This is a genomic window from Pseudovibrio sp. Ad46, from assembly GCF_001623065.1.
Classification (GTDB): Bacteria; Pseudomonadota; Alphaproteobacteria; order Rhizobiales; family Stappiaceae; genus Pseudovibrio.
Genome location: NZ_LMCG01000005.1, coordinates 375606 through 397449, shown reverse-complemented (window position 1 = coordinate 397449; position 21844 = coordinate 375606). Strand labels below are relative to the sequence as shown.

At 51.2% G+C, this 21844-nt stretch carries 26 protein-coding genes; 21 read left to right on the top strand and 5 right to left on the bottom strand.

The window, feature by feature from the left end:
* The first annotated feature begins 194 nt into the window (after positions 1-194).
* The 8 genes from PsAD46_RS03445 to PsAD46_RS03410 are packed head-to-tail and all read left to right on the top strand — an operon-like array spanning position 195 to position 4744.
* The gene (locus PsAD46_RS03445; protein WP_084404317.1) at positions 195-785 is read left to right on the top strand and encodes a GNAT family N-acetyltransferase; all 591 of its coding nucleotides are present in this window, start codon (positions 195-197) and stop codon (positions 783-785) included.
* Positions 782-1348 (top strand): GNAT family N-acetyltransferase, encoded by a 567-nt coding sequence (locus PsAD46_RS03440; RefSeq protein ID WP_063306124.1) that lies wholly within the window; start codon positions 782-784, stop codon positions 1346-1348. Before PsAD46_RS03445 ends, PsAD46_RS03440 begins: the two co-directional genes overlap by 4 nt.
* Positions 1345-1911 (top strand): GNAT family N-acetyltransferase, encoded by a 567-nt coding sequence (locus PsAD46_RS03435; RefSeq protein ID WP_084404316.1) that lies wholly within the window; start codon positions 1345-1347, stop codon positions 1909-1911. Before PsAD46_RS03440 ends, PsAD46_RS03435 begins: the two co-directional genes overlap by 4 nt.
* Entirely contained in the window at positions 1908-2468 is a 561-nt protein-coding gene (locus tag PsAD46_RS03430) for a GNAT family N-acetyltransferase (RefSeq protein ID WP_063286541.1), read from the top strand. Before PsAD46_RS03435 ends, PsAD46_RS03430 begins: the two co-directional genes overlap by 4 nt.
* A gap of 1 nt (position 2469) precedes the next feature.
* Entirely contained in the window at positions 2470-3018 is a 549-nt protein-coding gene (locus PsAD46_RS03425) for a GNAT family protein (RefSeq protein ID WP_063306122.1), read from the top strand.
* 5 nt (positions 3019-3023) lie between these two features.
* The gene (locus tag PsAD46_RS03420) at positions 3024-3608 is read left to right on the top strand and encodes a GNAT family N-acetyltransferase (protein WP_063306121.1); all 585 of its coding nucleotides are present in this window, start codon (positions 3024-3026) and stop codon (positions 3606-3608) included.
* A complete protein-coding gene (locus PsAD46_RS03415) occupies positions 3608-4186 on the top strand; it encodes a GNAT family N-acetyltransferase (RefSeq protein ID WP_063294199.1) in 579 nt (192 codons plus the stop codon). Before PsAD46_RS03420 ends, PsAD46_RS03415 begins: the two co-directional genes overlap by 1 nt.
* A 6-nt stretch (positions 4187-4192) precedes the next feature.
* Positions 4193-4744: a GNAT family N-acetyltransferase gene (locus PsAD46_RS03410; protein ID WP_208981646.1), complete on the top strand. Its 552-nt coding sequence runs from the start codon at positions 4193-4195 to the stop codon at positions 4742-4744.
* 50 nt (positions 4745-4794) lie between these two features.
* On the opposite strand, the gene PsAD46_RS03405 is transcribed toward PsAD46_RS03410, so the two are convergent.
* From PsAD46_RS03405 to PsAD46_RS03390, 4 genes are all read right to left on the bottom strand, one after another.
* Complete coding sequence (locus tag PsAD46_RS03405) at positions 4795-5520, bottom strand: hypothetical protein (protein ID WP_063306120.1); 726 nt, start codon at positions 5518-5520, stop codon at positions 4795-4797.
* A gap of 108 nt (positions 5521-5628) precedes the next feature.
* The gene (locus PsAD46_RS03400; RefSeq protein ID WP_063286536.1) at positions 5629-6216 is read right to left on the bottom strand and encodes an OsmC family protein; all 588 of its coding nucleotides are present in this window, start codon (positions 6214-6216) and stop codon (positions 5629-5631) included.
* A gap of 100 nt (positions 6217-6316) precedes the next feature.
* A complete protein-coding gene (locus PsAD46_RS03395) occupies positions 6317-6949 on the bottom strand; it encodes a TetR/AcrR family transcriptional regulator (protein WP_057461564.1) in 633 nt (210 codons plus the stop codon).
* 293 nt (positions 6950-7242) lie between these two features.
* Positions 7243-7449 (bottom strand): cold-shock protein, encoded by a 207-nt coding sequence (locus PsAD46_RS03390; protein WP_057461563.1) that lies wholly within the window; start codon positions 7447-7449, stop codon positions 7243-7245.
* An 856-nt stretch (positions 7450-8305) separates the two neighbouring features.
* Here PsAD46_RS03390 and PsAD46_RS03385 point away from each other — a divergent pair.
* The 12 genes from PsAD46_RS03385 to PsAD46_RS03330 all read left to right on the top strand — a co-directional run bounded on the left by PsAD46_RS03385 (position 8306) and on the right by PsAD46_RS03330 (position 20836).
* On the top strand, positions 8306-8851 hold the full coding sequence (locus PsAD46_RS03385) for a GNAT family protein (RefSeq protein WP_063294202.1): 546 nt from the start codon (positions 8306-8308) through the stop codon (positions 8849-8851).
* A gap of 276 nt (positions 8852-9127) precedes the next feature.
* Complete coding sequence (gene obgE, locus PsAD46_RS03380) at positions 9128-10174, top strand: GTPase ObgE (RefSeq protein WP_057461561.1); 1047 nt, start codon at positions 9128-9130, stop codon at positions 10172-10174.
* Positions 10174-11304 (top strand): glutamate 5-kinase, encoded by a 1131-nt coding sequence (proB, locus tag PsAD46_RS03375; RefSeq protein ID WP_063294204.1) that lies wholly within the window; start codon positions 10174-10176, stop codon positions 11302-11304. Before obgE ends, proB begins: the two co-directional genes overlap by 1 nt.
* 52 nt (positions 11305-11356) lie before the next feature.
* Complete coding sequence (locus tag PsAD46_RS03370) at positions 11357-12652, top strand: glutamate-5-semialdehyde dehydrogenase (protein ID WP_063306119.1); 1296 nt, start codon at positions 11357-11359, stop codon at positions 12650-12652.
* Positions 12653-12669: 17 nt separating this feature from the next.
* A complete protein-coding gene (locus PsAD46_RS03365) occupies positions 12670-13314 on the top strand; it encodes a nicotinate-nucleotide adenylyltransferase (protein ID WP_153040673.1) in 645 nt (214 codons plus the stop codon).
* Positions 13315-13464: 150 nt separating this feature from the next.
* A complete protein-coding gene (gene rsfS / locus PsAD46_RS03360) occupies positions 13465-13872 on the top strand; it encodes a ribosome silencing factor (RefSeq protein ID WP_244271711.1) in 408 nt (135 codons plus the stop codon).
* A gap of 155 nt (positions 13873-14027) precedes the next feature.
* Complete coding sequence (gene rlmH, locus PsAD46_RS03355; protein WP_057461558.1) at positions 14028-14510, top strand: 23S rRNA (pseudouridine(1915)-N(3))-methyltransferase RlmH; 483 nt, start codon at positions 14028-14030, stop codon at positions 14508-14510.
* A 122-nt stretch (positions 14511-14632) separates the two neighbouring features.
* On the top strand, positions 14633-15832 hold the full coding sequence (locus PsAD46_RS03350; RefSeq protein WP_153040669.1) for a hypothetical protein: 1200 nt from the start codon (positions 14633-14635) through the stop codon (positions 15830-15832).
* Positions 15833-16110: 278 nt separating this feature from the next.
* Entirely contained in the window at positions 16111-17487 is a 1377-nt protein-coding gene (locus tag PsAD46_RS03345) for a peptidoglycan DD-metalloendopeptidase family protein (protein WP_208981645.1), read from the top strand.
* Positions 17484-18818 (top strand): S41 family peptidase, encoded by a 1335-nt coding sequence (locus PsAD46_RS03340; RefSeq protein ID WP_057462750.1) that lies wholly within the window; start codon positions 17484-17486, stop codon positions 18816-18818. The genes PsAD46_RS03345 and PsAD46_RS03340 overlap by 4 nt, the downstream gene beginning before the upstream one ends.
* Positions 18819-18993: 175 nt before the next feature.
* Positions 18994-20217, top strand: coding sequence for a divergent polysaccharide deacetylase family protein (locus PsAD46_RS03335; protein WP_208981644.1), 1224 nt, complete (start codon positions 18994-18996; stop codon positions 20215-20217).
* A gap of 118 nt (positions 20218-20335) precedes the next feature.
* Positions 20336-20836, top strand: coding sequence for an RNA pyrophosphohydrolase (locus tag PsAD46_RS03330; RefSeq protein ID WP_063299457.1), 501 nt, complete (start codon positions 20336-20338; stop codon positions 20834-20836).
* Between the two features lie 111 nt (positions 20837-20947).
* Here PsAD46_RS03330 and PsAD46_RS03325 read toward each other — a convergent pair whose 3' ends face one another.
* Positions 20948-21265, bottom strand: coding sequence for a DUF1992 domain-containing protein (locus tag PsAD46_RS03325; RefSeq protein WP_063299458.1), 318 nt, complete (start codon positions 21263-21265; stop codon positions 20948-20950).
* Between the two features lie 115 nt (positions 21266-21380).
* Here PsAD46_RS03325 and PsAD46_RS03320 point away from each other — a divergent pair, with 115 nt between their 5' ends.
* The gene (locus PsAD46_RS03320; protein WP_057462746.1) at positions 21381-21833 is read left to right on the top strand and encodes a MarR family transcriptional regulator; all 453 of its coding nucleotides are present in this window, start codon (positions 21381-21383) and stop codon (positions 21831-21833) included.
* Positions 21834-21844: the final 11 nt, after the last annotated feature.

Here is a 21844-nt window from a genome sequence, read left to right as displayed (position 1 = left end):
TCCGGCAGCGTGATTGTTGTTTGGCTGTAACGGCTTACCCTCAACCACACAAAACCAGCAGGCTTTAACCTGATCCTGATGCAGTCGCTCTGTCTGCAATCCGGGTCATCGAGGCCATGCTGCGTTTTACCCTCACTTACCTACTCCAACGAACGATTAGAAAAATATGAGTTTGATTTACAAGGCCTTTTACAATGCTCACCACAACTATAGATACCCAAAGGCTGCAGCTGCGCCCGTTCCAATCTGACGATCTCCCTCGCTTTTGGGAGATCGGACCTTCTAACTATGAAATAGCACGCTGGCTCACCGGGTTAACGTGGCCTCCAATCATGATGGAAGCCGAAGCCTTTATAGAACAGGCGTGCCTTGCAAATGCTAAAACGGACTCATTTCCGTTTGCCATCGACTGTAACGGACAGCTTATAGGCGGCGTTGAAGTCCAAAAATCCGGTGATCTCAAAGAGTTCCCGGAGCTACCAACCATTGGCTATTGGCTTTCCGAAGCCGCACATGGCCAAGGGTATATCACTGAAGCATGTGTTGCTGCGCTGCATTGGGGCTTTGCGCGCGCTGCATGTGACACCTTCGCCGCTCGTGTGTTTGCGACGAACTATCCTTCACAGAAGGTATTGAAAAAGCTAGGCTTTGAGCCTGCTGGTGTTTGCCTTCGGTACTCTAAACCTTTGCAACAAGACGTTGAGAATATCATCATGCATCTGCCGCGGGATCGGTTTGAGGCGTTGCATGGTGATGCGCATGTGATGATGGGAGCAGCACTATGACCACTTTTCCTCGCTTAAGAACAGCCAGTCTGACACTTCGGGAGTGGAGAGAAACGGATGCACCTCGCGCGCTAAAACTCTTTCAAAATCAGAATATTACACGCATGCTAACCTCCAAGCCACATCCCTTTACAAAGGCAGATGCCGAGGCCTTTTTGCATAAGGCTATGCCTCACAATTTGAATGAAGTTTTGAATTGGGCAGTCGAGCTTAAAGGAGAAGTGGTTGGTGGTATTGGAGCCGGACCGCTTGATAAAACACCAGACATGGGTTGGTGGCTTGCTGAAGAACATTGGCAAAAAGGCATTATGTTTGAGGCTACTAGTGAAGCCTTACGCTATCTTCTTCTTGAACGCGAGCTCCCCAAAATCGTCGCCGATGCTTTCAGCGATAACAAGGGATCTCAAGCGCTTATGCGTAAGCTTGGCTTCGTTCATACTGGGCAAGGGACGGGCAGCAGCGCGGCGCGTCTGGCCGGAAATTATCCTACAGAAGAGTTCGCCATATCCCCGCTTGATTTCATTGCAGCACAACAGCTCAGAGTGCAGGAGGCAGCACAATGACCACTTTTCCTCGTTTGAGAACAGCCAGTCTGACACTTCGGGAGTGGAGAGAGATGGATGCGCCTCGCATTCTCAAATTGCTGCAAAATCAGAATGTTACGCGAATGCTGGCGAGTGCTCCGTATCCTTATACGAAAGCGGATGCTGAGGTCTTTCTGCAAAGGTTTATGCCCAGAGACCTTGGTCATGGAGTGAACTGGGCCGTTGAGCTGCAGGGGGAAGTGGTTGGTGGCGTTGGTGCTGGCCACCTTTCCAGAAAACCTGAACTCGCCTTTTGGCTTGCAGAAGAACATTGGAAAAAAGGCATTATGTATGAGGCAGTTAGTGAGGTTCTTCGTTACCTGCTGCTGGAACGTGAGCTGCCTTCCATCTTTGCCGATGCCTTTAGCGACAATGCGGGATCTCAGGCACTGATCCGAAAACTTGGATTTGTTCATACCGGACAGAATGAGGGACGAAGCCGTGCCCGCCTCGCGGGCAATTATCCGACAGAAGAGTTCCTCATATCCCCGCTTGATTTCATCAGTGCACAGCAGTCCAGAGCGCAGGAGGCAGCGCAATGATTTTTCCGGAATTACAAACCAACCGTTTGATTTTAAGAGCACTTCAGCCAGATGATTATCCTCGGCTGCGGTTCCTGTTTTCTGATTTTGATGTGGCGCGGATGACTGCCAGCTTTCCGCATCCGATCACTAATGAGTGGGCGCATGAGTTTATCACTCGTAGTCATTCTAATGATCTGAATTCGGATGTGGTTTGGGCGATTGATAATGGTACCGGCTTCATCGGATCCATTGGTGCACACCGGATCGGCAAATCTGCTTCTTTGGGCTATGCGCTTGGAAAATACTACTGGCGGCGGGGTTATATGAGTGAAGCCGTGCAAGCCGTTGTAAACTATCTACAAAATGAGCGTAGCGTTGAAAACGTTGATGCGTGCGTTTTTTTGGAGAATCCTGCGTCATTTCGCGTTCTTATGAAGAACGGCTTCGTTCCAACCTCTGTCTGCACGCATTCCTGCGCTTCCAGAGAGTCCGACGAAATTGAGACCCAAAATTTCGAACTCAAGCTGGCACAGTCTGCTGAGCAACCACAGCTTGCCGTGGCGGGGATAAGATAGGATGGCTTTTCCAGAGCTGAAAACAGACCGTCTTCGATTGCGCATGATTGAAGACGGTGATCTGGATCGCCTTGTCCAGCTGGCGAACTCTTACGCGATTGCGAGCATGCTCTCTGGCATGCCGCATCCGTTTACAGAAGAGACTGGCAGGTTCTACATACATCGCGGCAAAACCAATGATCCTGACAGTGTTGTGTTATGGGCCATTGACGATGGGACTGGCCTTGTCGGTTGCATCTGGGCAAAGTTTGAGGATGGTACTGGCTGGACCGGTTATTGGATGGGTGAGCCTTATTGGGGGCGTGGCTACATGAGCGAAGCTCTGCGTACAGTTCTGCGTTTCGGATTTGAGCAGCGCTTTATTACGAACTTTGGGGCCGGTGTGTTTGCCGACAATCCCGCCTCCTCTCACTTGTTGGATAAGATGGGCTTCAGCAAAGTAGGCGAAGAAACTATCCCCTCTAAAGGACGCGGTGATATCATGGTTCCACATCTCCGGCTTGCATTGCCCAAAGCCGATTTTGTGGACCTCGCAGAAGCGGAAGGTTGAGCGCCATGACAACCCAAAGCACCTTTCCTGTTCTACGCAGCGAGCGACTTGTTTTGCGGGAGATGCGGGAAGCTGATTTGGAGAGGCTTACTGAGTATCTAAGTGATTATGACGTAGCGAAGATGCTCTGTAGCCCACCGCATCCATTCTCCCTTGAGGACGGGCAGCAGTACTTGGCACAAACAATGGGCGGCGATCTGACAGAGGAGATCCATTGGGCAATTGAGCATGAAGGGCAGTTCTGCGGTTACTTCAAAGCAAACTACCTGACCACTCATGCTGGCATCGGATATTGGCTTGGCAAACCTCATTGGGGCAAAGGGCTGATGAGTGAGGCGCTGCATTTAGCCCTGACTTATCTGTTCCAAAAACGAGGCCTCGAAACACTGCAAACTGGCGCGTTTCGTTGCAATCCAGCTTCTTTGCGTGTGTTGCAGAAAGTTGGTTTCGTTACCAAAGGGCTACGCACCAATACCAGCAATGCGAGGGGCGGTGAGGAGCTGGAAGAGGAGTTTTTGAAAGTTTCCATTGACCAGTTCCGGACGGAAAGTGACGAACATTCGCCTTTTAAAGATAAAGAGTTGCTGTGATGAAACAACGAAACAGCACTTACACAACCTTCCCCGTTCTACGCAGCGAGCGCCTAGTCTTGCGCGAGATGCGGCCTGAGGATTTGGAGAGGCTTTGTGCATACCTAGGGGATTTTGAAGTCTCCAAGTCGCTGAGCAGTCAACCGCATCCGTTTTTGGAAGCGGATGGGCGGGATTATATTGAGCAGGCGCTTGCCAACAACACAGCTGAGAATGTGACCTGGGCAATTGAGCTTGATGGGCAGTTTTGTGGTGGTTTTAAAGCGAAGGAATTGCGTGGAGCTGCGAGCGTTGGCTACTGGCTTGGGCGCGAGCATTGGGGCAAAGGGCTGATGAGTGAGGCTTTGCGTGTTGTTCTTGATTATCTGTTTGAAGCGCGGGCGCTGCATGTGGTGCGGACCGGAGTGTTCAAGGAGAACCCGGCCTCCCTGCGGGTGCTGACCAAGATGGGTTTCAAGATTACTGGTGAGGCCAAGCACGCCTGCCGCGCGCGGGGCAATGTGGAGCTCGATGAGATCCAGCTGCAAGTGACCCGCAATGACTTTCTTCGACTGACTAATTCAGACAAAAAATCGTGAGTAATGATGATGTTTCCTGAACTCAAAACAAACCGCCTGACACTCCGCCAGTTTCAGCAGGATGATCTGAAATCGATCTGCGAATACATCAGCAACTTCGAAGTCAGCAAGATGCTGACTGTGGTGCCCCATCCTTACACAAAAGCGGATGGGGAATGGTGGTTGAACCACATCAAGGAGACACCGCTAAGCGAAGAGACGAATTGGGTTATTGACTCCGAACACGGGTTCTCAGGCGTCATTGGAATACGCATCCCAGAAGATGGCTTCCCGCGCATTGGTTATTGGCTGGGTCAACCGTTCTGGGGCAAAGGCTATATGAGCGAGGCAACTGAGGCGGTGGTTAATTACTGCTTTGAGGAACTGGGTGTGAGCAAAGTGACTTCCGGCGCCTTTGAAGAAAATGACGGGTCCCTGAATGTGCTGGCGAAGAACGGTTTTCAGACAATCGGCTCGGAGCCAGAAAAAAGTCGCGCTCGCGGAGAAGAAGAAGTCACTCTCATCAACGTGGAGCTCACCCGGCATTTATGGGAAGCCATGCGGGCGGTGACGGTTTGAAGATGAATTGCTTGTCGCGTGCCGATGGGTGCGCGCGACAAGTTTTGGGATTAGTCGAATAGCAGCGGTATCATGATGTGCATGGTGCTGTGCATGAAGATGAGAAAACCCGGACCGGCCAGAAAAAACAGGCTCCCCATTATGATGCCGGGAACGAGAATGCGTGTGGCGATCAAGTTCCACAATAAGATGCTATCCAGTTCTCCAAGCTCATGAAGGAAGACAAAAGCAAGTGCTGCGATGAGGATTGCAGTGCCAGCAGACCAGAACACACGATACCTGTACTCAACGCCTGCCAGCAGTTTGAACATTCCGAAGAAGACCAGCGCACTCAATAACATGCGGAAGACGAGCTCTTCGCCGTAACCAGCCACCATGCCAAAGAGATAGCCTGGACGTGAGCTTTCTTCTGCCGGGACAAAGTCAGGCAGTTCACTCCCGAAAAACGCCCAGATAATGCATGTGATGATGATTGCTGTGCTTACACCGCTCACGACCTGCAAACCGGGCGTGTGCTTTATCAAGCCTGCCCAGCCGAGTTTGTTAAAGCAAAACCAGCCCAAAAGCAGCGAGGTGAAAATGATGAGCCAGGTAGAGACGTAAATCGGCACGATCTTGATGAACGGATCTGCCCAGAAAATCTGACTTGTGTCCTGTTCGGTGAAAACCAACAGGCCAATGCAATAGAGAACAAAGACCTGAGCCCAGACGATTGTTGCCATGAGCTGGTTGCGAAAGGTGGTGGGGAAGTAGTTGTGTTGGGAAGAGGATGTCATTGTATTTCCTCCGCCTTCTCGGAGACATTGTTGAGAAGGTGAAATGGAGAGGAGGGCAACATCTCAAACGATTTCACTTGAGAGGCTGCCCTACACATCAATTCTGGCTCAGAGTTTCTGGCCGTTGTTGATGATGGTGGTCGATGCCGGGACTGCATTTACGACGGTTTGAAGCGCCATGCAGGCTTTCTCACTCGCCTCCACCAAAGAGGCAATCAGAGATGGGTCTTCTTGCGATTCAATGATGATGACTGTCTCAACGCCTTTTGAAACACCAAGCATGTCCGAGCCTTCTTCAGCGGTCATTCCCGGGATTCTGGACTGGAACTTCATTTTCTGCTCCAGCTTGATGGAGGAGATGTTCAGCTTCCGGGACTGAGCCAACCCATGCACATGCGTGAGCAGGCAGAAGCCGATACCAGCTGCCAAGTAAGACAATGGTGCGGGAGCTGTATCCGTGCCGCCAATGGATGAGCCTTCGTCGCAGAGAACTTCAAACGCGCCAAAGCCAGGGACGTTGGGCTGGACCACGCCGGTCTTGACCAAGCCGTCGCCTGTGAGCTCTGCGAGGAAATCGACCTCAAGCTCCATGCCGTCTTTCGACTTTTTGATTTTGTTTAAGCTGATGTGCTGGGGCGTTGGCATGGCCGCTGCCCGGGTCACGATGGGATGTGTCACAGTGTTATTATCAAGCATCTCTACCTCCGTAAGTGTACGATACAGTACCGTACACTTAGCAGATAAAAATCACTTTCGTCAAGCATGACTGTTTTCAGCTGGTCGGCGCTGGCTGAGATCAGGCGCCATATGCTTTCATGAAATCATGCACACATTGGCGAACATGATCTGAGATTTCCTGTAGAGTCGGTGCGGATTGAACGCCCAGTAGAAGAGCGAGGTGAGTGTCCTCGCGCAACATACCCATGAAGATGGCCGCTGCGTTTTCAGGATGTTCGATGGCGACGATGCCCAGACTGCTCGCCAGTTGGAGCTGCTGTGCAATGCTGGAGGTTGCCCGTTTGGGGCCAAGCTGGAAGAATGATTTGGTAATATGAGGAGCGCGACTGCCCTCACCTATCAACATGCGCCAAAGGCCCAGAGTTCTGTCATCATAGATGAGGGTCAGAACGGCCTTGCCAAAGACAAAAAGAATCTCTTCAAGCTCCTGACGGGAGCCGCCATCTTCGTTTGAGTCGAGAGGTTTAATGGAGAGGACAGGCCCTTCAGACAAGTTGCTGACAATCTCTGCCAACATTGCTTCTTTGTTTTTGAAGTGTCTGTAGACTGTGGTTTTGGAGGCGCGGGCGCGTCTGACGATCTCATCCATCGAGGTGTTGGCATAGCCAAGTTCGATGATCGCGTCAGCTGCAATTTCTAAAAGCTCATTTTTCCGCTTTTCGCCGCGTGATACCTTTTTCTCTGATTCCATGCAGGTTTTCCGTCTCTCACGTGGGTACGATACCGTATCTTACACTAAGCTCTAGTGAGTTTGGTGAGGAGAAACAAGATTGCAAGGGAATGGAGTGTGGAGGCATCAGCTGACATCACGGCGAAGCATGATGTTGGGAGCCGGATTTTGGGAGGATGGTATTCTGTAAGAGAGGCGTTTTGGCTGAATGGAAGCCTGATGGCTATCTCATTGTTGGTTTATTGATGTCTGGGCCAAACTCCAGACAAAAAAAAGAGCGCATTGCTGCGCTCTTTTTCACTGAACAGCTCGAATTATACGGTTTCGAGGTTTACAGCGCTCTGACGGCCATCACGACCAGCTTCCAGTTCGTAAGTTACGTCCTGGCCATCAGCCAGAGTAGACAGACCGGAGCGCTCTACTGCAGAGATGTGAACAAATACGTCTTTGCTTCCATCTTCAGGTGCAATAAAACCGAAACCTTTAGTGCTGTTGAACCATTTCACGGTGCCTTTAGCCATCGTGATATCTCCTAGTTAGTGTGCCGCTGCGACATGCAGATGGCTTTGGTTGCGTCAGGGCGAAATCGAGTGCACTGACGCCTAAAAAGGAGACAGGGTGTCGATAGTCTTAACGTAGAGACGGCATTCCACATATTGACTGATAAGTAAAGATCCAGCTTTCCATTTGATGCCTGTAGAACCAATTTTTTTAAATTCTCTGTGTTTTTACTGAGTCAAATCCTAACTTATTCCCTGATGTTTTCACAAAACGCATAAAAGTTGAGGGAAAACCCGATGTTAGGTCACCTTGTGGTTGCATTGCGGGTTTTGCCGATATTCGTGCGAATATTCCTCACTATGTGAAAAAAATTCCATGAACATGCTCTAAGCGCTTGCAATAGGGAGTGGTCCGAGATAGTGACCGCCCCAAGTTTTTAAGTTCCTCTCGGATTTTGAAACCTCCAAGATGCTGTTGCCTGCTTACTTTGTTCCCCTGTGAATAAAGGTGCAGGCATTGATCACCTTTGATTCTCCGATCTGTGTGTGTTTATCGGGCAATTGAAGATGGGTCCTGCTCCTCTGATCTGGCTGGCGCGCCTGTTTATGCGTTCCGCGACTTTCAGCAGATGGCAGGATAGGGTCTTTGAGCAAGGTTGCGGCAACAGCCTTTTGCTCCCTCGTCCCTTTGTGATCGTACCCAGCACTCGTGGCAGGGATTCACTTGAGATTTCAGGAACCAAAAGCAAGGGTTGGATAGCACCGGCGCGTTGCGAGCACATGGCTCGACGGGTTTGACGCTATCTTCGTGTACTTAAGAGAATGAGCGCCAGCGACAACAAGCCAAGCGTTCCAAGAAGAATAAGAAGAGATTGTCATGTTCCCGGAGTTACAATCCGAGCGCTTGATCCTACGCGATTTTCGCGAGAGTGATTTTGATATTCATAATGCGTCTTTGAATGATTTCGATGTGAGCAAGATGCTGACTGTCGTTCCGCATCCTTATACAAAGGATGATGGTGACTGGTGGTTTGACCATTGCCGCACGACATCTCACAGCGAAGAGATCAACTGGGTGATCGACAATGGCGAAGGCCTTGTCGGCGTCATTGGCATCCGCAATGTCTCGACAACACCGCACCTCGGTTACTGGCTGGCTAAATCCCAATGGGGTAAAGGTTATGCCAGTGAAGCAACCAACCTGGTTTGCGATTACGTGTTCAACCGGCTGAATGCAGCTGCGATGAACACCGGCCTGTTCACCATTAATCCGAAGTCTCTGAATGTGCTTCAGAAGAACGGGTTTGAGGTGACTGGCGAGACTAAAGAGAAGAACCGCGCACGTGGCGATCTCAAAATGGATTACACCACAGTTACGCTGACCCGGGACAGATGGACATCAATGCAGGCGATTGCAGCCTGACGGTCCAGTCTCTAAAGCAGCTTGTCTTTAGAGATTTGTTCTTGCGCATCTGGATTTTGAAAGGCTTGCGAATTGATGTTCGTGAGCCTTTTGGCTGTTCAGGGCAGTAAACCATAAATCAGGTTGCTTATTCTTTTCCGGAAAGCGCTAGACACTTTTCGGGAACACGCTTAAGCAATAAAATTAGCCAGATTTGCCGTTCCGCCCTTGGCGGGAGCGCAATAGGGCTTTATGACGTCCTCCAAAGAACGTCACAGGTGGACGAAAGAGAATAAAATGAAATTCCTCGATCAGGCAAAGATCTTTGTAAAGTCTGGTGATGGTGGCGCGGGCAGCGTCAGCTTCCGCCGTGAGAAATATGTTGCCGAAGGTGGACCCGACGGCGGTGATGGTGGCCGTGGTGGCGATGTATGGGTTGAGTGCGTTGATGGCCTCAACACACTGATCGACTATCGCTACGCACAGCACTACAAAGCAAAAATCGGCATGCATGGCATGGGCCGCAACAGAACCGGCGCCAAGGGCGACGATGTTGTGCTTCGTGTTCCTGTAGGCACTCAGATTCTTGAAGAAGACAACGAGACCGTTCAGGCGGACATGACCGAGATTGGTCAGCGCTTGTTGCTTCTGAAAGGTGGTAATGGCGGTTTCGGTAACGCGCACTTCAAATCCTCAACCAACCAGGCACCGCGCCATGCGAACCCTGGTCTTGAAGGTGAAGAAAAGTGGATCTGGCTGCGCCTGAAGCTGATTGCGGATGCTGGCCTTGTGGGTCTGCCAAACGCTGGCAAATCCACCTTCCTCTCCGCTGTATCAGCAGCACGCCCAAAGATTGCGGATTATCCGTTCACCACGCTGCACCCGAACCTGGGTGTGTGTGAACTCGACAATCGCGGCTTTGTGCTCGCTGACATTCCGGGACTCATTCGTGGTGCACACGAAGGTCATGGTCTTGGCGACCGTTTCCTTGGCCACGTGGAGCGGACTCGCGTTCTGTTGCATCTGGTGGATGGCTCTGGCGAAGAAGACCCGGCAGATTCTTACCGCACCATTCGCGGTGAGCTGGAAGCTTATGGCCATGGCTTGGATGAGAAGGCTGAGATTGTTTGTCTTTCCAAAGCAGATGCACTGACAGAAGAGCTGCGCGAAGAGCGCTTTAAGTCTCTTGAAGAAGCCTGCGGTCAGAAGCCTTTGATCATTTCGTCTGCTAGTGGTGAAAACATCGACACTGCTCAGCGCATGATCATTCGTGCAATTGACAAGGATAAGCAAGACGAGGCCAATGCCATTCCTTCTGATGGAATTGAGGAGTGGCGCCCGTAATGGCTCGAAGTCTGAGCGACTATAAGCGCATCACCGTCAAAATCGGCTCTGCCCTTCTGGTAGAAAAAGGCCGGTTGAAGCGTGAGTGGCTGGAATCGCTGGCAGATGACCTTCAGGCTCTTTCCGAAGCTGGGAAAGAAGTGCTGGTGGTCTCTTCCGGTTCCATTGCTCTTGGTCGTGGTGTGCTTGGTCTGCCAGCTGGTCCGCTCAAACTGGAGCAGGCGCAAGCCGCCGCTTCTGTGGGCCAGATTGCACTTGCTCAGGCGTATTCTGAAATTCTCGGTGCGCGTGGTTTAACGGCTGGCCAGATTCTGCTGACGCTCGGCGACACGGAAGAGCGTCGCCGTTACCTCAATGCGCGCGAGACGATTGGCACTCTGCTGAAGATGGGCGCTGTCCCGATCATCAATGAGAATGACAGCGTTGCGACCTCTGAGATCCGCTATGGCGATAACGACCGTCTGGGCGCCCGTGTGGCGACCATGGCGAGTGCGGATCTTCTTGTGCTGCTGTCTGATGTGGACGGGCTTTACACCGCCGCTCCGCAGACAGATCCTGATGCCATTTTCCTGCCTGAGGTCCCTCAGGTGACGCAGGAGATTGAGGCTATGGCCGGAGCGCCGGGAACAGCCTTCTCCTCTGGCGGCATGAAGACCAAGATTGATGCAGCCAAGATTGCGCAGAGCGCTGGTACATCCATGATCATTGCCAGTGGCAAGACCATGAACCCACTCAACGCGATTGAAAATGGCGCACGGGCGACATGGTTCCCTGCTCCATCCTCACCCGCCCGCGCCCGCAAAACGTGGATCAGCGGTCACCTGAAGCCGCATGGCACCATTCAGCTGGATGCAGGTGCGCTGAAAGCTGTGAAGGCGGGCAAGAGCCTGCTGCCAGCAGGGGTGACCAAAGTGGATGGCACATTCACACGTGGTGATGCTGTGCGTATAATAGATGTGGACGGGCATGATGTGGGTCGCGGCCTTGTGGCCTATGATTACGGTGAGGCCTCTCTCATCATCGGGCGCAACAGCAAAGAAATTGAAGCCATTGTTGGCTATCCGGGACGGGCAGAAATGGTCCATACGGACGACCTTGTGCTCTCTACATCTGATTTGGACAATTCATAGAAACTGTTTAGGTTGACCAAGTTCAACCAGTGATGACTTAAGGGTTTTGCAGATGCTGAATACTTCTGAAGTGGCAAATGCGGACAACACCGATGTTCGCGACCTGATGGCAACTCTTGGCAGACAAGCACGCGCTGCTGCACGTACTCTAGCCATTGCCCCCACAAGCCAGAAGAACAAAGGCCTGGAAGCGATGGCAGCTGCCGTTCGCTCTGCAACCCCTGAGATCCTCAAAGCGAATGCGATTGATCTGGAGAGCATGCAGGCCAATGGTCAGCTGGCATCCTTTGTTGATCGCGGCACATTGAACGAAGAGCGCATTGAGGCCATTGCCTGCGCGCTGGAAGACATTGCCAAGCTGGACGACCCTGTCGGTTCTACGATTGCGGACTGGAAACGCCCGAACGGTCTGGACATCTCTCGCGTTCGCACGCCTCTTGGTGTGATTGGCGTTATCTATGAGAGCCGCCCGAACGTGACTGCGGATGCAGGAGCACTGTGCCTGAAGGCTGGTAATGCTGTTGTGCTGCGCGGTGGTTCTGACACCATCAACTCCAACCTTGCTATCTATAAAGCTTTGCAGGCTGGCCTTGCAGACGCCGGACTGCCGGTAGATGCCATACAGATTGTGCCGGTGAAAGACCGTGCTGCTGTTGGTGAAATGCTGAAAGGCCTGGACGGTAATCTTGATGTAATCATTCCACGTGGTGGCAAGAGCCTTGTTGCACGTGTTCAGGATGAGGCCCGTGTGCCTGTGTTTGCGCATCTGGAAGGTCTGGTTCATATCTTCATCGACAAAAAGGCTGATCTGGATAAGGCGATTGAAATCAGCGTCAATTCCAAGATGCGCCGGACGGGCATTTGTGGTGCTGCCGAGACGCTACTGGTTGATGAAGCTGTGGCAGCAACCATTTTGCCGCCAATTCTTGCTGCTCTTCAACAGAAGGGCTGCCAGATACGCGGTGATGAAGACGTTATGATGCTTTGCCCAACCGCTTCTGAGGCGACTGATGACGACTGGTCGACTGAATATCTAGATGCGATCATCTCTGTGAAGATTGTTGGCGGTCTGGAAGATGCGATTGAGCATATTGGGATCTACGGTTCCAATCACACGGACTGCATCATCACAGAAGACCAGATTGCGGCCCGCAAATTCCTTGCAGAAGTGGACTCGGCTATCGTTCTTCACAATGCATCCACACAGTTTGCAGATGGTGGTGAGTTTGGCATGGGCGCCGAAATTGGCATCGCAACTGGCCGCATGCATGCACGCGGACCTGTTGGTGTGGAACAGCTGACCAGCTTCAAATACGTGGTTCGCGGGAACGGCCAAACACGTCCATGACGAACCCCGACCCCACAATGGGCGATAGCCACGGCAAGCTTGGGATTGTGCAACCAGACTGGATGCGCCTTCCCTATGCTGCACCGGGCAATCGCATTGGTTTGTTTGGCGGGTCGTTTAATCCCCCACATCCCGGCCATCTTATGGTGGCGGAGACGGCGTTGCGGCGCTTGAACCTGCATCAGATCTGGTGGTTGGTCACGCCCGGAAACCCACTGAAGTCTCACCGAAACCTCGCGCCCCTGGAAGAACGTGTTGCCGCTGCGCAGGCTTTGGCACGACATCCACGCATGAAGGTGACGGCCTATGAGAAGGTACTTGGCACCTCTTACACGGCAAGTACGGTGGAGCAATTAAAGCTGCGCAGACCGCATCTGAATTTTGTCTGGGTTATGGGTGCAGACAATCTCTCCAATTTTCACCATTGGCAAAACTGGCAGAGCATTATAGAAGGGGTGCCTGTGGCAATTGTTGACCGGCCCAAAGCGACCCTTTCGTCTCTTTCCGCTCAAGTTTGCCAAAGGTATGCCTTTGCTCAATTAAAAGAAAAAAGTGCAGACCAACTGCCTGAGTGCAAAGCCCCGTGCTGGACCATTTTACGTGGTCCGCTGGATGAAACCTCTTCCACCCTCCTGAGGAATAGAGGACACACCCGAGGGTAACTTTACGCTTTTTACGGCAAGTAGTGTCTTGAAAATGCCATAGGGACCTGAGTATTCTTCTTGACGGAAGGCTTGAGTTTGTGCATTTCAGGCTTTTCGACCGGCAGAGTACTGCTTTCTCTAACCATGGCGAGGGCTCTTAAGCTGACCATGACAACTCAACATGAAGGGACGGACACCATCGCTCCTCTTCAACCGCATGATCCCACCAATGAGGGGGACGTGCTTGCACTGATCCTCAACAGCCTGGAGAATTCCAAGGCTGAGGATATCGTATCTCTAGATCTTACAGGCAAATCTGCTCTGGCTGATCACATGGTTGTGGCTTCTGGCCGCTCTCATCGCCATGTGGGTGCTGTTGCCGACTACCTGCTCCGTGATCTGAAAGATGCTGGCTACGGTAACGCTCGCGTTGAGGGCATGCCGCATTGTGACTGGGTGCTCATCGATATCGGTGATGCAATCATTCACATTTTCCGCCCAGAAGTCCGCAGTTTCTACAATGTAGAAAAAATGTGGTCTGCGGATAGCTCTGCACCGACGCAGTTCATCGGATAGTATCAGTGCTTCTTTGAAGCACTGACTATTACACCAGTCAATTCTCTGCCCCTTTGGGGGAATGAGGGAGTCTGGGCAAATGCCGCTGATGCAGGTGCTGCTCCATCTGCATGAGATCTTTTTGTGGGTCACTACGATCTAATCCCGGAGACTTTATGAAAGTCACGATTGCCTGCGTCGGCAAAATGAAAGCTGGCGCGGAAAAGGACATGCTTGAACGCTATCTGGACCGAGCCCGCAAAGCTGGCCGTTCCGTTGGCATTACTTCTGTGTCCGTGGTCGAATTTTCAGAGAGCCGGGCTGCCCGTACGAGTGATCGAAAAGACGAAGAAGCGCAACTGTTGCTCAATGCGCTTCCTTCCGGTGCGATCCTGATTGCACTGGATGAGCACGGCAAGGCACTTTCCAGCGAAGCCTTTGCCAAAAAGGTTGGCGGTTGGGCCGATCAGGGTATTTCGGATATGGTGCTCGCCATTGGCGGAGCCGACGGCCACGGCCAGGCACTGCTGCAACGCGCAGACCTGAAGCTCGCTCTGGGCTCCATGACATGGCCACACCAACTCGTCCGGATCCTGTGCGGCGAGCAAATCTACCGCGCAATCACCATACTGACAGGGCATCCGTATCATCGGGCGTGAATGGTGCGGAGGTTACCTCTCTTTAACAATACAAAACCCCCACTAATTTGGTTGTTAATGGGAAAACACATCCTACATGTCTGTCTAAGTTGGCGGAATATTATTAATCAAGCATGTATCTTATGCTTAGATCAGAAGTAAATTTTTGTATGCTTACACAATTACTTGACCGCTCCATACACCTTAAGCCATTCGGCTTGAAGAGAATATTTCCTAAAATGGAGGGACGCAGCTTTTCTGAGCATAGAGATAAATACGACACTACTACACTTTTTTATGATGTTTTCAGATCGCATGATTGTCAGCACATAATTCTTATCGGTCCTAAACCAATTGGATATGAGAAAGAGCTCTCTGCTGCGAAGTTCTTTCTTGAAGGCAAAAAACTGAAAGTAAAACAGAGGAAACTAAAGCGGGTCCATGAAATTTGGATCAAGGTTCCAGTGGACAAAGAAATTACCTCTCTCGTAATGGAAATGAACAATGTCCAGGTTGAGCTAAAAGTGGCGCAAGAAACCTCCTCGCGTTTCAAAGGAAAGCGCGTACTTTCAACTTTGTGCGTAGACACTCCAATTCCGTGGATTTTAGACTGGATAAAATTTCATGTAGTAAATCATGGCGCAAATGCTGTTGTACTATTCGAGAATAGTATTGACCTTGAACACGCACAAAATATTCATCGTGCCATTGAAGACGCTGACTTAGATATTGAACATGAGATAGTTCACGCCCCATTTAAATATGGGCCACCATATCCTCATGAAATCAAATTCCTGCAAAGATCAATACTACAGCTAGTTCGTTGGAAATACGTACAGACTTCAGAAGCACTGTTGTTCTGTGACATTGATGAACTTATCATCTGCGACGATAGGCAGTCCATTTTTGATCATGTCAAAAAGAGCTTCCTTGGATATTACATGCTTCGTGGAACCTGGATTGAGCCCGCAACTCAACTTGCGCCTGAAAAACTAGCATCAATCGAAAACCGTCGTCACTTCATGTTCCAGTACACAAGCAATCCCCCCTCGAAAACAAATCCCAAATGGGTTGCTGTTCCTTCAAGGATACCTCGGGGTATGCAGTTCAAAGCTCACGGGATTAGGCCTGAGCCGAAGCATCAAGCTTTATTTCATCCATTCTTTTCTAGACTTAGACCTTTTCTCAAAGCAGGTAGGATGTGTCATTTCTGGTCAATCAACACCAGCTGGGCAAAGGATAGACAGAAAATCGAAGCTGTTGACCCTAAGAAACACGCACTACACAAAGACCTTAATGCGGCATGCATGGCGGCATTTTCCGACCCGCGCGAGACTGACTAATAAAGAAGATACAATCACTTATTGTTTCTTTCAAATAAGTAGCTGCATTCCGTTTGCTCCTTGAACCTCGCTCGGCTGAGGGTTCAGTGTAGATATTGATGTTTTTATTGGAAGTCGCTAAGCCTTCAACGTGGTTGACACTTCCTTAACGCTGTCTGGAGCATTATCCTCGGCGTTAACTTTGGGGCTGCGTGCCTGTTGTTTTGCAGGGTTGGTCTACGTCGATATTTTAGTATTAAGGTCAGCGTTTTGCTCTGCGCTGCACTTTGGGAGTTCAGTTGTTGCGTCTTAGGGGAAACCTGATCCTCCGATTGGTGACAAGCTTTGCCTTGTTTTTTGCGGTAGCGCTTGTTCTGCCGCTGCAAAGTACTGCGCAAAAACTGACGAACGTTTCCTTTAAAATTGAAGATGGCAAGATTGATCCCGAAGATCCGGCTGCGATTGCCCTGCTCCAAAAAAAGGAACGGGAAAAAGAGCTTCGCAGCCTGAATGAGAATATCTCCCTCTCCAAAGAAAAACGTGAAGAAATTCAGAGATCCATTCGTGCGCTGGAGCGTGATGGCGAGAGCCTGAGCGGAGAGTTGATCCGTACCGGTGAGCGCATGAAGAAACTGGAAAACCAGTTGGAAGCCACTGAAGCGCGTTTGGGCCGGCATAGAAAAAATGAGCAATCTGTCCGGGCGTCATTGAATGAACGTAAAGATGTTTTAGCTGAAGTTTTAAGCGCTTTGCAACGGATCGGTCATCGCCCGCCGCCAGCAATGGTCGTGCGTCCTCAGGATGCTCTTGGTGCGGTACGCAGTGCGATCCTGCTCAACTCAATCATGCCGGAAGTGCGGATTGAGGCGGAAGCGCTGGCGAGTGATCTTGCTGAATTGTCTCGGCTTCGAGCAAAAATTGAAGCAGAGCGCAACCGGGTTCGAAGTGGTGCAATACAGATGGCGGAAGAGCGCCATCGTGTTGAATTGCTTTTAGAAAAGAAGAAGGCAGCACGGCAGGAGAGCCTTGCAGCGCTGGAAGCCGAGAAGGCTCGCGCCAGGGAACTTGCCGAAAAGGCAACCTCTTTGAAAGAGTTGCTTGCTAACCTTGAAAGAGAAGTGGATAGCAGCCGTCGTGCGGCAGAAGCAGCGCGACTTGCGGACATTGAGCGGCAAAACCGGATCGCCTCCGGTGATCCGTTTGCTGATCCGAGCCGATTGAAACCGGTTGTTGCTTTTTCGGATACCCTTGGGCTTTTGCCTGATCCGGTGTCTGGAACGCTCCTGCAAGACTTTGGGGTTGCAGATGGTTTTGGCAACGTAACGACTGGCCAATCCATTGCGACACGCCCGAATGCCCAGGTCACCTCCCCCACTGATGGTTGGGTGGTGTATGCAGGGGATTTCCGCTCTTACGGGCAGATGGTAATTGTTAATGCAGGCGGCGGATACCATGTCCTTATGTCCGGGCTGGACGATGTCATGGTGGAGTTAGGGCAGTTTATTCTAGCTGGAGAGCCAATCGCTAAAATGGGAGAAACGCGCCTCGCAAGCGCTAATAACCTTAATTTTAGTTTGGACCAGCCGGTTTTATATGTAGAATTCAGGAAAGACGGCACTGCAATCGACCCCAACCCATGGTGGTCACGCGCCGAAAACGAAAAGGTTCGCGGATGATACGGAAAGCATCGCTTTTGTTGGTTGGCGTAGTCATGGGGGCTACGGCGGTCGTAACATATTCTCAGGCACCATTCAGATTTGCTGAACCAGCTTCTGCTGCGTCTCCTGATACCTACAATCAGCTCAATCTGTTTGGCGACGTGTTTGAACGTGTGCGCTCTGATTATGTAGAGGAGCCAGCTGACTCCAAGCTGATCGAGACCGCTATCAACGGCATGCTCACCAGCCTTGATCCGCACTCCAGCTATCTGCCTCCAAAGAGCTTCCGCGATATGCAGGTGCAGACCCGCGGCGAGTTTGGCGGCCTTGGTATTGAAGTGACCATGGAAGACGGCCTTGTGAAGGTTGTTGCTCCTATCGACGACACTCCGGCTTACAAAGCAGGCGTACAGGCAGGTGACCTGATTACCCACCTTGATGGGGAACAGGTTATGGGCCTTACCTTGAATGAGGCTGTCGAGAAAATGCGCGGTCTGGTGAACACAGACATCGTCATTACAGTGCGCCGTGAAGGTATCAACGAACCAACCGATATCACCATCACCCGTGATGTGATCCGCATTCGCTCTGTTCGCTGGAACAAAGAAGATGACATCGGTTACATCCGCATCACGCAGTTTAACGAACAGACCTTTGATGGTCTGGAAAACGCTGTTGATGAGCTGACTGCTGAAATCGGCGAAGATAATCTGAAGGGCTTTGTGCTGGATCTGCGCAACAACCCAGGCGGTTTGCTGGATCAGGCGATTGCTGTTTCTGATGCGTTCCTGAACCGTGGTGAAATTGTTTCTACCCGTGGCCGTAATGCTGAAGAGACCCAGCGCTATAACGCTCGCAATGGTGACCTGACTGAAGGCGCGCCTGTGATCGTTCTGGTGAATGGTGGTTCTGCGTCAGCTTCCGAGATTGTAGCCGGAGCTCTACAGGATCATCGCCGCGCAACTATTCTGGGTACACGTTCCTTCGGTAAAGGCTCTGTACAGACCATCATTCCACTTGGTGCGAATGGTGCTATTCGTCTGACAACTGCTCGTTATTACACACCGTCTGGCAACTCCATTCAGGCTAAGGGTATCCGCCCTGACATCATTTCCTTGCAGGAACTGCCTGATGAGCTGAAAGGCCGTGCTGAAACCAAAGGCGAAGCAGGTCTGCGTGGTCACCTTCAGGCTGAAGAAGGCGATGAAGGTTCTGGTAGTCAGGCTTACGTGCCACAGGACAAAGACAAAGATGTACAGCTGAACCTGGCAAAATCCCTGCTCCGCGGCGAGAAGACTGATGCAGCCTTCCCACCAAGTGCAGACAGTGCAGCAAACGAATCCAAATAATTCAGAGTATCGAGCGCTTCATCTGAAGCGCTCGATTTCTATCTATTTGTTTTCAGGCATATACCCCTCCGAAAACCGGTAGCCACATTTCGGGGATATGCTATAAAGTGATTAAGGACGCCGCGCTAAACCTTCGTTTGGCGCGGCGGAATTTTATGACAGGGTGGGGGCACCAATGGTTAGGAGCGATTTGACAGCTCCGCTTGGAATGAACAAGCGTCGGAGCATCGGGCGATTGCCGCTCGGCCTGATTGGTGTCGCCATCATGACTGTTATTTTCACCACCGGTTTTATCTGGATCGGCATTGTTGACGATCCCAACGGTGGCGAGCCGATGGCGACTATCGAGCTTTCCAGTGCTCTTGATGGTGTTGCTCCCAGTGATATCGAGATTGTTGACCTACCGGATGGTTCTCAACTGGCCCAGATTGGGTCTGACCAGTTTAATGCCAATGGCTTTGGACAGGATGGCAGCTATCGTCCCTCTCGTCCGGCTGGTGCAAACGCGCAGGATCAGGCCAGTGGACCAACATCACTCGTCGACTTGGCCCGGCGTGTTGATTATGAGGGGCTGGATGGTGGCTTCTCAAGCGAGTCGCTTTCTACCGACCCAATTGATCAGCTGCTTGAGCCCAACAAGTTCGGCTCCCTTCCTAAGATCTCTGCTGAGGGTATTCGCCCGCTGGATGTCTATGCACGGCGGCCTAACCCTGCAGCGCTGACACAGGCGCGGATTGCTATTTTGATCAATGGTATCGGGCTCAACTCCGATATGACGCTCAAGGCCATTGAGGATCTTCCGGCTGACATCTCTTTGGGGCTTTCTCCATATGGTGATGACATCAACAGCTGGATGAAATCCGCACGCCTTTCTGGGCATGAAGTGCTTCTTCAAGCTCCAATGGAGCCGTTTGATTATCCTGACAACGACGCTGGCCCGCAAAGCCTGTTGACCAATCTGGACAGGAAGCAGAACGAGGAGCGCCTCTCCTGGGTTCTTGGGCAGACCAGCAATTATGTAGGGCTTGTCAATTTCATGGGCGACCGTTTCACCTCTAACGAGACCCGTATGAGTGAGTTCCTCAGCAAGGTTCGTGATCGTGGTCTGATGTATGTTGATGACGGTTCGTCTCCCCGCTCCAGAGCAAGCGAGGTTGCCGGGACGCAGAAAGTGCCATTTGTGCAGGCCGATCTGGTTCTGGACCAGAACCTGAGCGCCGAAGCCATTGGTACACAGTTGCTGGAACTGGAAACAATTGCTCGTCAACGCGGCATTGCCGTCGCAACTGCGACTGCTTTCCCTGTTACGTTGAATGCGTTGGAGGCGTGGTCGCAGCGACTGGAGGAGCGTGGTCTTTCTCTCGTTCCAATCAGCTCTGCTATCAATTCCACACGCTAGAGCCTGTTGCGTTCATATGAACTCACGCATCATGCTCCAATCTTTCTTCTGCGCGTAGTCCCGAAAGATAGCTCCGGTTTTCGGGACTACGTACTCAACTCTCTTTATTGGACCAGACATGACCGATTACAGCGCTCTTCCTTTTCGCCCTTGTGTTGGCATCATGCTTATCAATAGGGATGGGCTTGTCTGGGCTGGCAAACGCTATGGAGACAAGCAGCCAATTCCAGAAGAGTTTGCCTGGCAGATGCCGCAGGGTGGGCTGGACAAAGGGGAAGACCCGCTGGAAGCTGCGGAGCGTGAGCTTTATGAAGAGACCTCTGTGAAGTCCATCACATTACTGGCAGAAGCACCTGACTGGTTCTCCTACGATTTCCCTGAGGAAATTCAACGCCAAGTACGCAAGGCTAAGTATCGCGGCCAAACACAACGTTGGTTTGCATTCCGCTTTGATGGTGATGACAGCGAAATCAACATCCTGACTCCACCTGACGGGCATGCGCAGGAGTTTTGTGAGTGGCGCTGGGAAAAAGCCGAGAACCTTGCCGGCCTTGTGATCCCGTTCAAGCACCAAGTCTATCTGGATGTGGTTGAAGCGTTCTCTGAGTTCACAAGCTGATACGGCTTGGAGATGTTGTACCATCTCGCCCCTGTGGACTTTCCTAGTACGTAGAATATCGGCAACCATCAGGTTTTGCTTAGCGCATACATTTGGAATGCGCTCGGCAACTCATGTGAAAAACTTTTTTCGGGCTTCCTGCTCGATCGCATGACGGAGTTGCAGGTCTGCCAGTTTTGCCATTTCGGATTTCCAATCTGGCGTGCCTACAGCTTTTTGAACAACAAGCCGCTGAGCATCTATCTCTTTCTTCAATTCAATCTCGCGAGGTACAGCCCCGGCATCAGCCATGATCCTCATGCCTGCAGCTGTATCAAGAGAACCGGGTGCACGTGCTGGCAGCGGCTTACCTTCTCCCTCAAGATTATTCAGCTGCCCTTCTGCTTGTGCTTTTAGGATTTGCCGCTCTGCAAGATTTTTAAAACCCATGATCTGTACTCATTTTCCTTTGAGATCACCTGAAAATCTGTAGGGTAGACGTAAGTCAGAACACGATATTTGTCAATTTTATTGACAATAAAACGAATTAAAGCAAGTAAATCAAATGCTTAAAAAACCAGAATCCAAACCCGAAATGCTTTATGCTGGCATTCAGATGACCCGACCGTTACTCCGTACCATTAGCAATCGGGTTGAGGCGGATCTTGAAGGAACCGATCTAACTGTCGGTCAGCGTGCTGTGCTGGAAGCTGCGCTTGCTTTGGAGCAGGCAACAGCGCCACAACTCACTGATTTTCTGCAGCTGAAGCGCCAGTTTGTGGCCAAGGTCCTCAAAGAATTGCTGGACAAGGAGCAAGTAGCACAAGTGAGCAATCCGCGGCACAAGCGTTCCGTGTTCTATTGTTTGACACCATCAGGCAAAGCGCTGATTAAAAAAGTTCGCAAGGCCGAGATGAAACGGATAGAAGAGTTCGCGAAGGTATTTTCCGAGGAAGAGGTGGAAACCTATTATCGCATGCAGTGCGTTTTGAATGACGCATTGTCCAAGCGCTCTTAGGATCCACGAAT

Excerpts from the sequence above, each read along its gene's own strand:
- PsAD46_RS03445 (WP_084404317.1), top strand. The coding sequence starts at position 195 with ATGCTCACCACAACTATAGATACCCAAAGGCTGCAGCTGCGCCCGTTC.
- PsAD46_RS03440 (WP_063306124.1), top strand. The coding sequence starts at position 782 with ATGACCACTTTTCCTCGCTTAAGAACAGCCAGTCTGACACTTCGGGAG.
- PsAD46_RS03435 (WP_084404316.1), top strand. The coding sequence starts at position 1,345 with ATGACCACTTTTCCTCGTTTGAGAACAGCCAGTCTGACACTTCGGGAG.
- PsAD46_RS03430 (WP_063286541.1), top strand. The coding sequence starts at position 1,908 with ATGATTTTTCCGGAATTACAAACCAACCGTTTGATTTTAAGAGCACTT.
- PsAD46_RS03425 (WP_063306122.1), top strand. The coding sequence starts at position 2,470 with ATGGCTTTTCCAGAGCTGAAAACAGACCGTCTTCGATTGCGCATGATT.
- PsAD46_RS03420 (WP_063306121.1), top strand. The coding sequence starts at position 3,024 with ATGACAACCCAAAGCACCTTTCCTGTTCTACGCAGCGAGCGACTTGTT.
- PsAD46_RS03415 (WP_063294199.1), top strand. The coding sequence starts at position 3,608 with ATGAAACAACGAAACAGCACTTACACAACCTTCCCCGTTCTACGCAGC.
- PsAD46_RS03410 (WP_208981646.1), top strand. The coding sequence starts at position 4,193 with ATGATGTTTCCTGAACTCAAAACAAACCGCCTGACACTCCGCCAGTTT.
- PsAD46_RS03405 (WP_063306120.1), bottom strand. The coding sequence starts at position 5,520 with ATGACATCCTCTTCCCAACACAACTACTTCCCCACCACCTTTCGCAAC.
- PsAD46_RS03400 (WP_063286536.1), bottom strand. The coding sequence starts at position 6,216 with ATGCTTGATAATAACACTGTGACACATCCCATCGTGACCCGGGCAGCG.
- PsAD46_RS03395 (WP_057461564.1), bottom strand. The coding sequence starts at position 6,949 with ATGGAATCAGAGAAAAAGGTATCACGCGGCGAAAAGCGGAAAAATGAG.
- PsAD46_RS03390 (WP_057461563.1), bottom strand. The coding sequence starts at position 7,449 with ATGGCTAAAGGCACCGTGAAATGGTTCAACAGCACTAAAGGTTTCGGT.
- PsAD46_RS03385 (WP_063294202.1), top strand. The coding sequence starts at position 8,306 with ATGTTCCCGGAGTTACAATCCGAGCGCTTGATCCTACGCGATTTTCGC.
- obgE (WP_057461561.1), top strand. The coding sequence starts at position 9,128 with ATGAAATTCCTCGATCAGGCAAAGATCTTTGTAAAGTCTGGTGATGGT.
- proB (WP_063294204.1), top strand. The coding sequence starts at position 10,174 with ATGGCTCGAAGTCTGAGCGACTATAAGCGCATCACCGTCAAAATCGGC.
- PsAD46_RS03370 (WP_063306119.1), top strand. The coding sequence starts at position 11,357 with ATGCTGAATACTTCTGAAGTGGCAAATGCGGACAACACCGATGTTCGC.
- PsAD46_RS03365 (WP_153040673.1), top strand. The coding sequence starts at position 12,670 with ATGGGCGATAGCCACGGCAAGCTTGGGATTGTGCAACCAGACTGGATG.
- rsfS (WP_244271711.1), top strand. The coding sequence starts at position 13,465 with ATGACAACTCAACATGAAGGGACGGACACCATCGCTCCTCTTCAACCG.
- rlmH (WP_057461558.1), top strand. The coding sequence starts at position 14,028 with ATGAAAGTCACGATTGCCTGCGTCGGCAAAATGAAAGCTGGCGCGGAA.
- PsAD46_RS03350 (WP_153040669.1), top strand. The coding sequence starts at position 14,633 with ATGCTTAGATCAGAAGTAAATTTTTGTATGCTTACACAATTACTTGAC.
- PsAD46_RS03340 (WP_057462750.1), top strand. The coding sequence starts at position 17,484 with ATGATACGGAAAGCATCGCTTTTGTTGGTTGGCGTAGTCATGGGGGCT.
- PsAD46_RS03335 (WP_208981644.1), top strand. The coding sequence starts at position 18,994 with ATGGTTAGGAGCGATTTGACAGCTCCGCTTGGAATGAACAAGCGTCGG.
- PsAD46_RS03330 (WP_063299457.1), top strand. The coding sequence starts at position 20,336 with ATGACCGATTACAGCGCTCTTCCTTTTCGCCCTTGTGTTGGCATCATG.
- PsAD46_RS03325 (WP_063299458.1), bottom strand. The coding sequence starts at position 21,265 with ATGGGTTTTAAAAATCTTGCAGAGCGGCAAATCCTAAAAGCACAAGCA.
- PsAD46_RS03320 (WP_057462746.1), top strand. The coding sequence starts at position 21,381 with ATGCTTAAAAAACCAGAATCCAAACCCGAAATGCTTTATGCTGGCATT.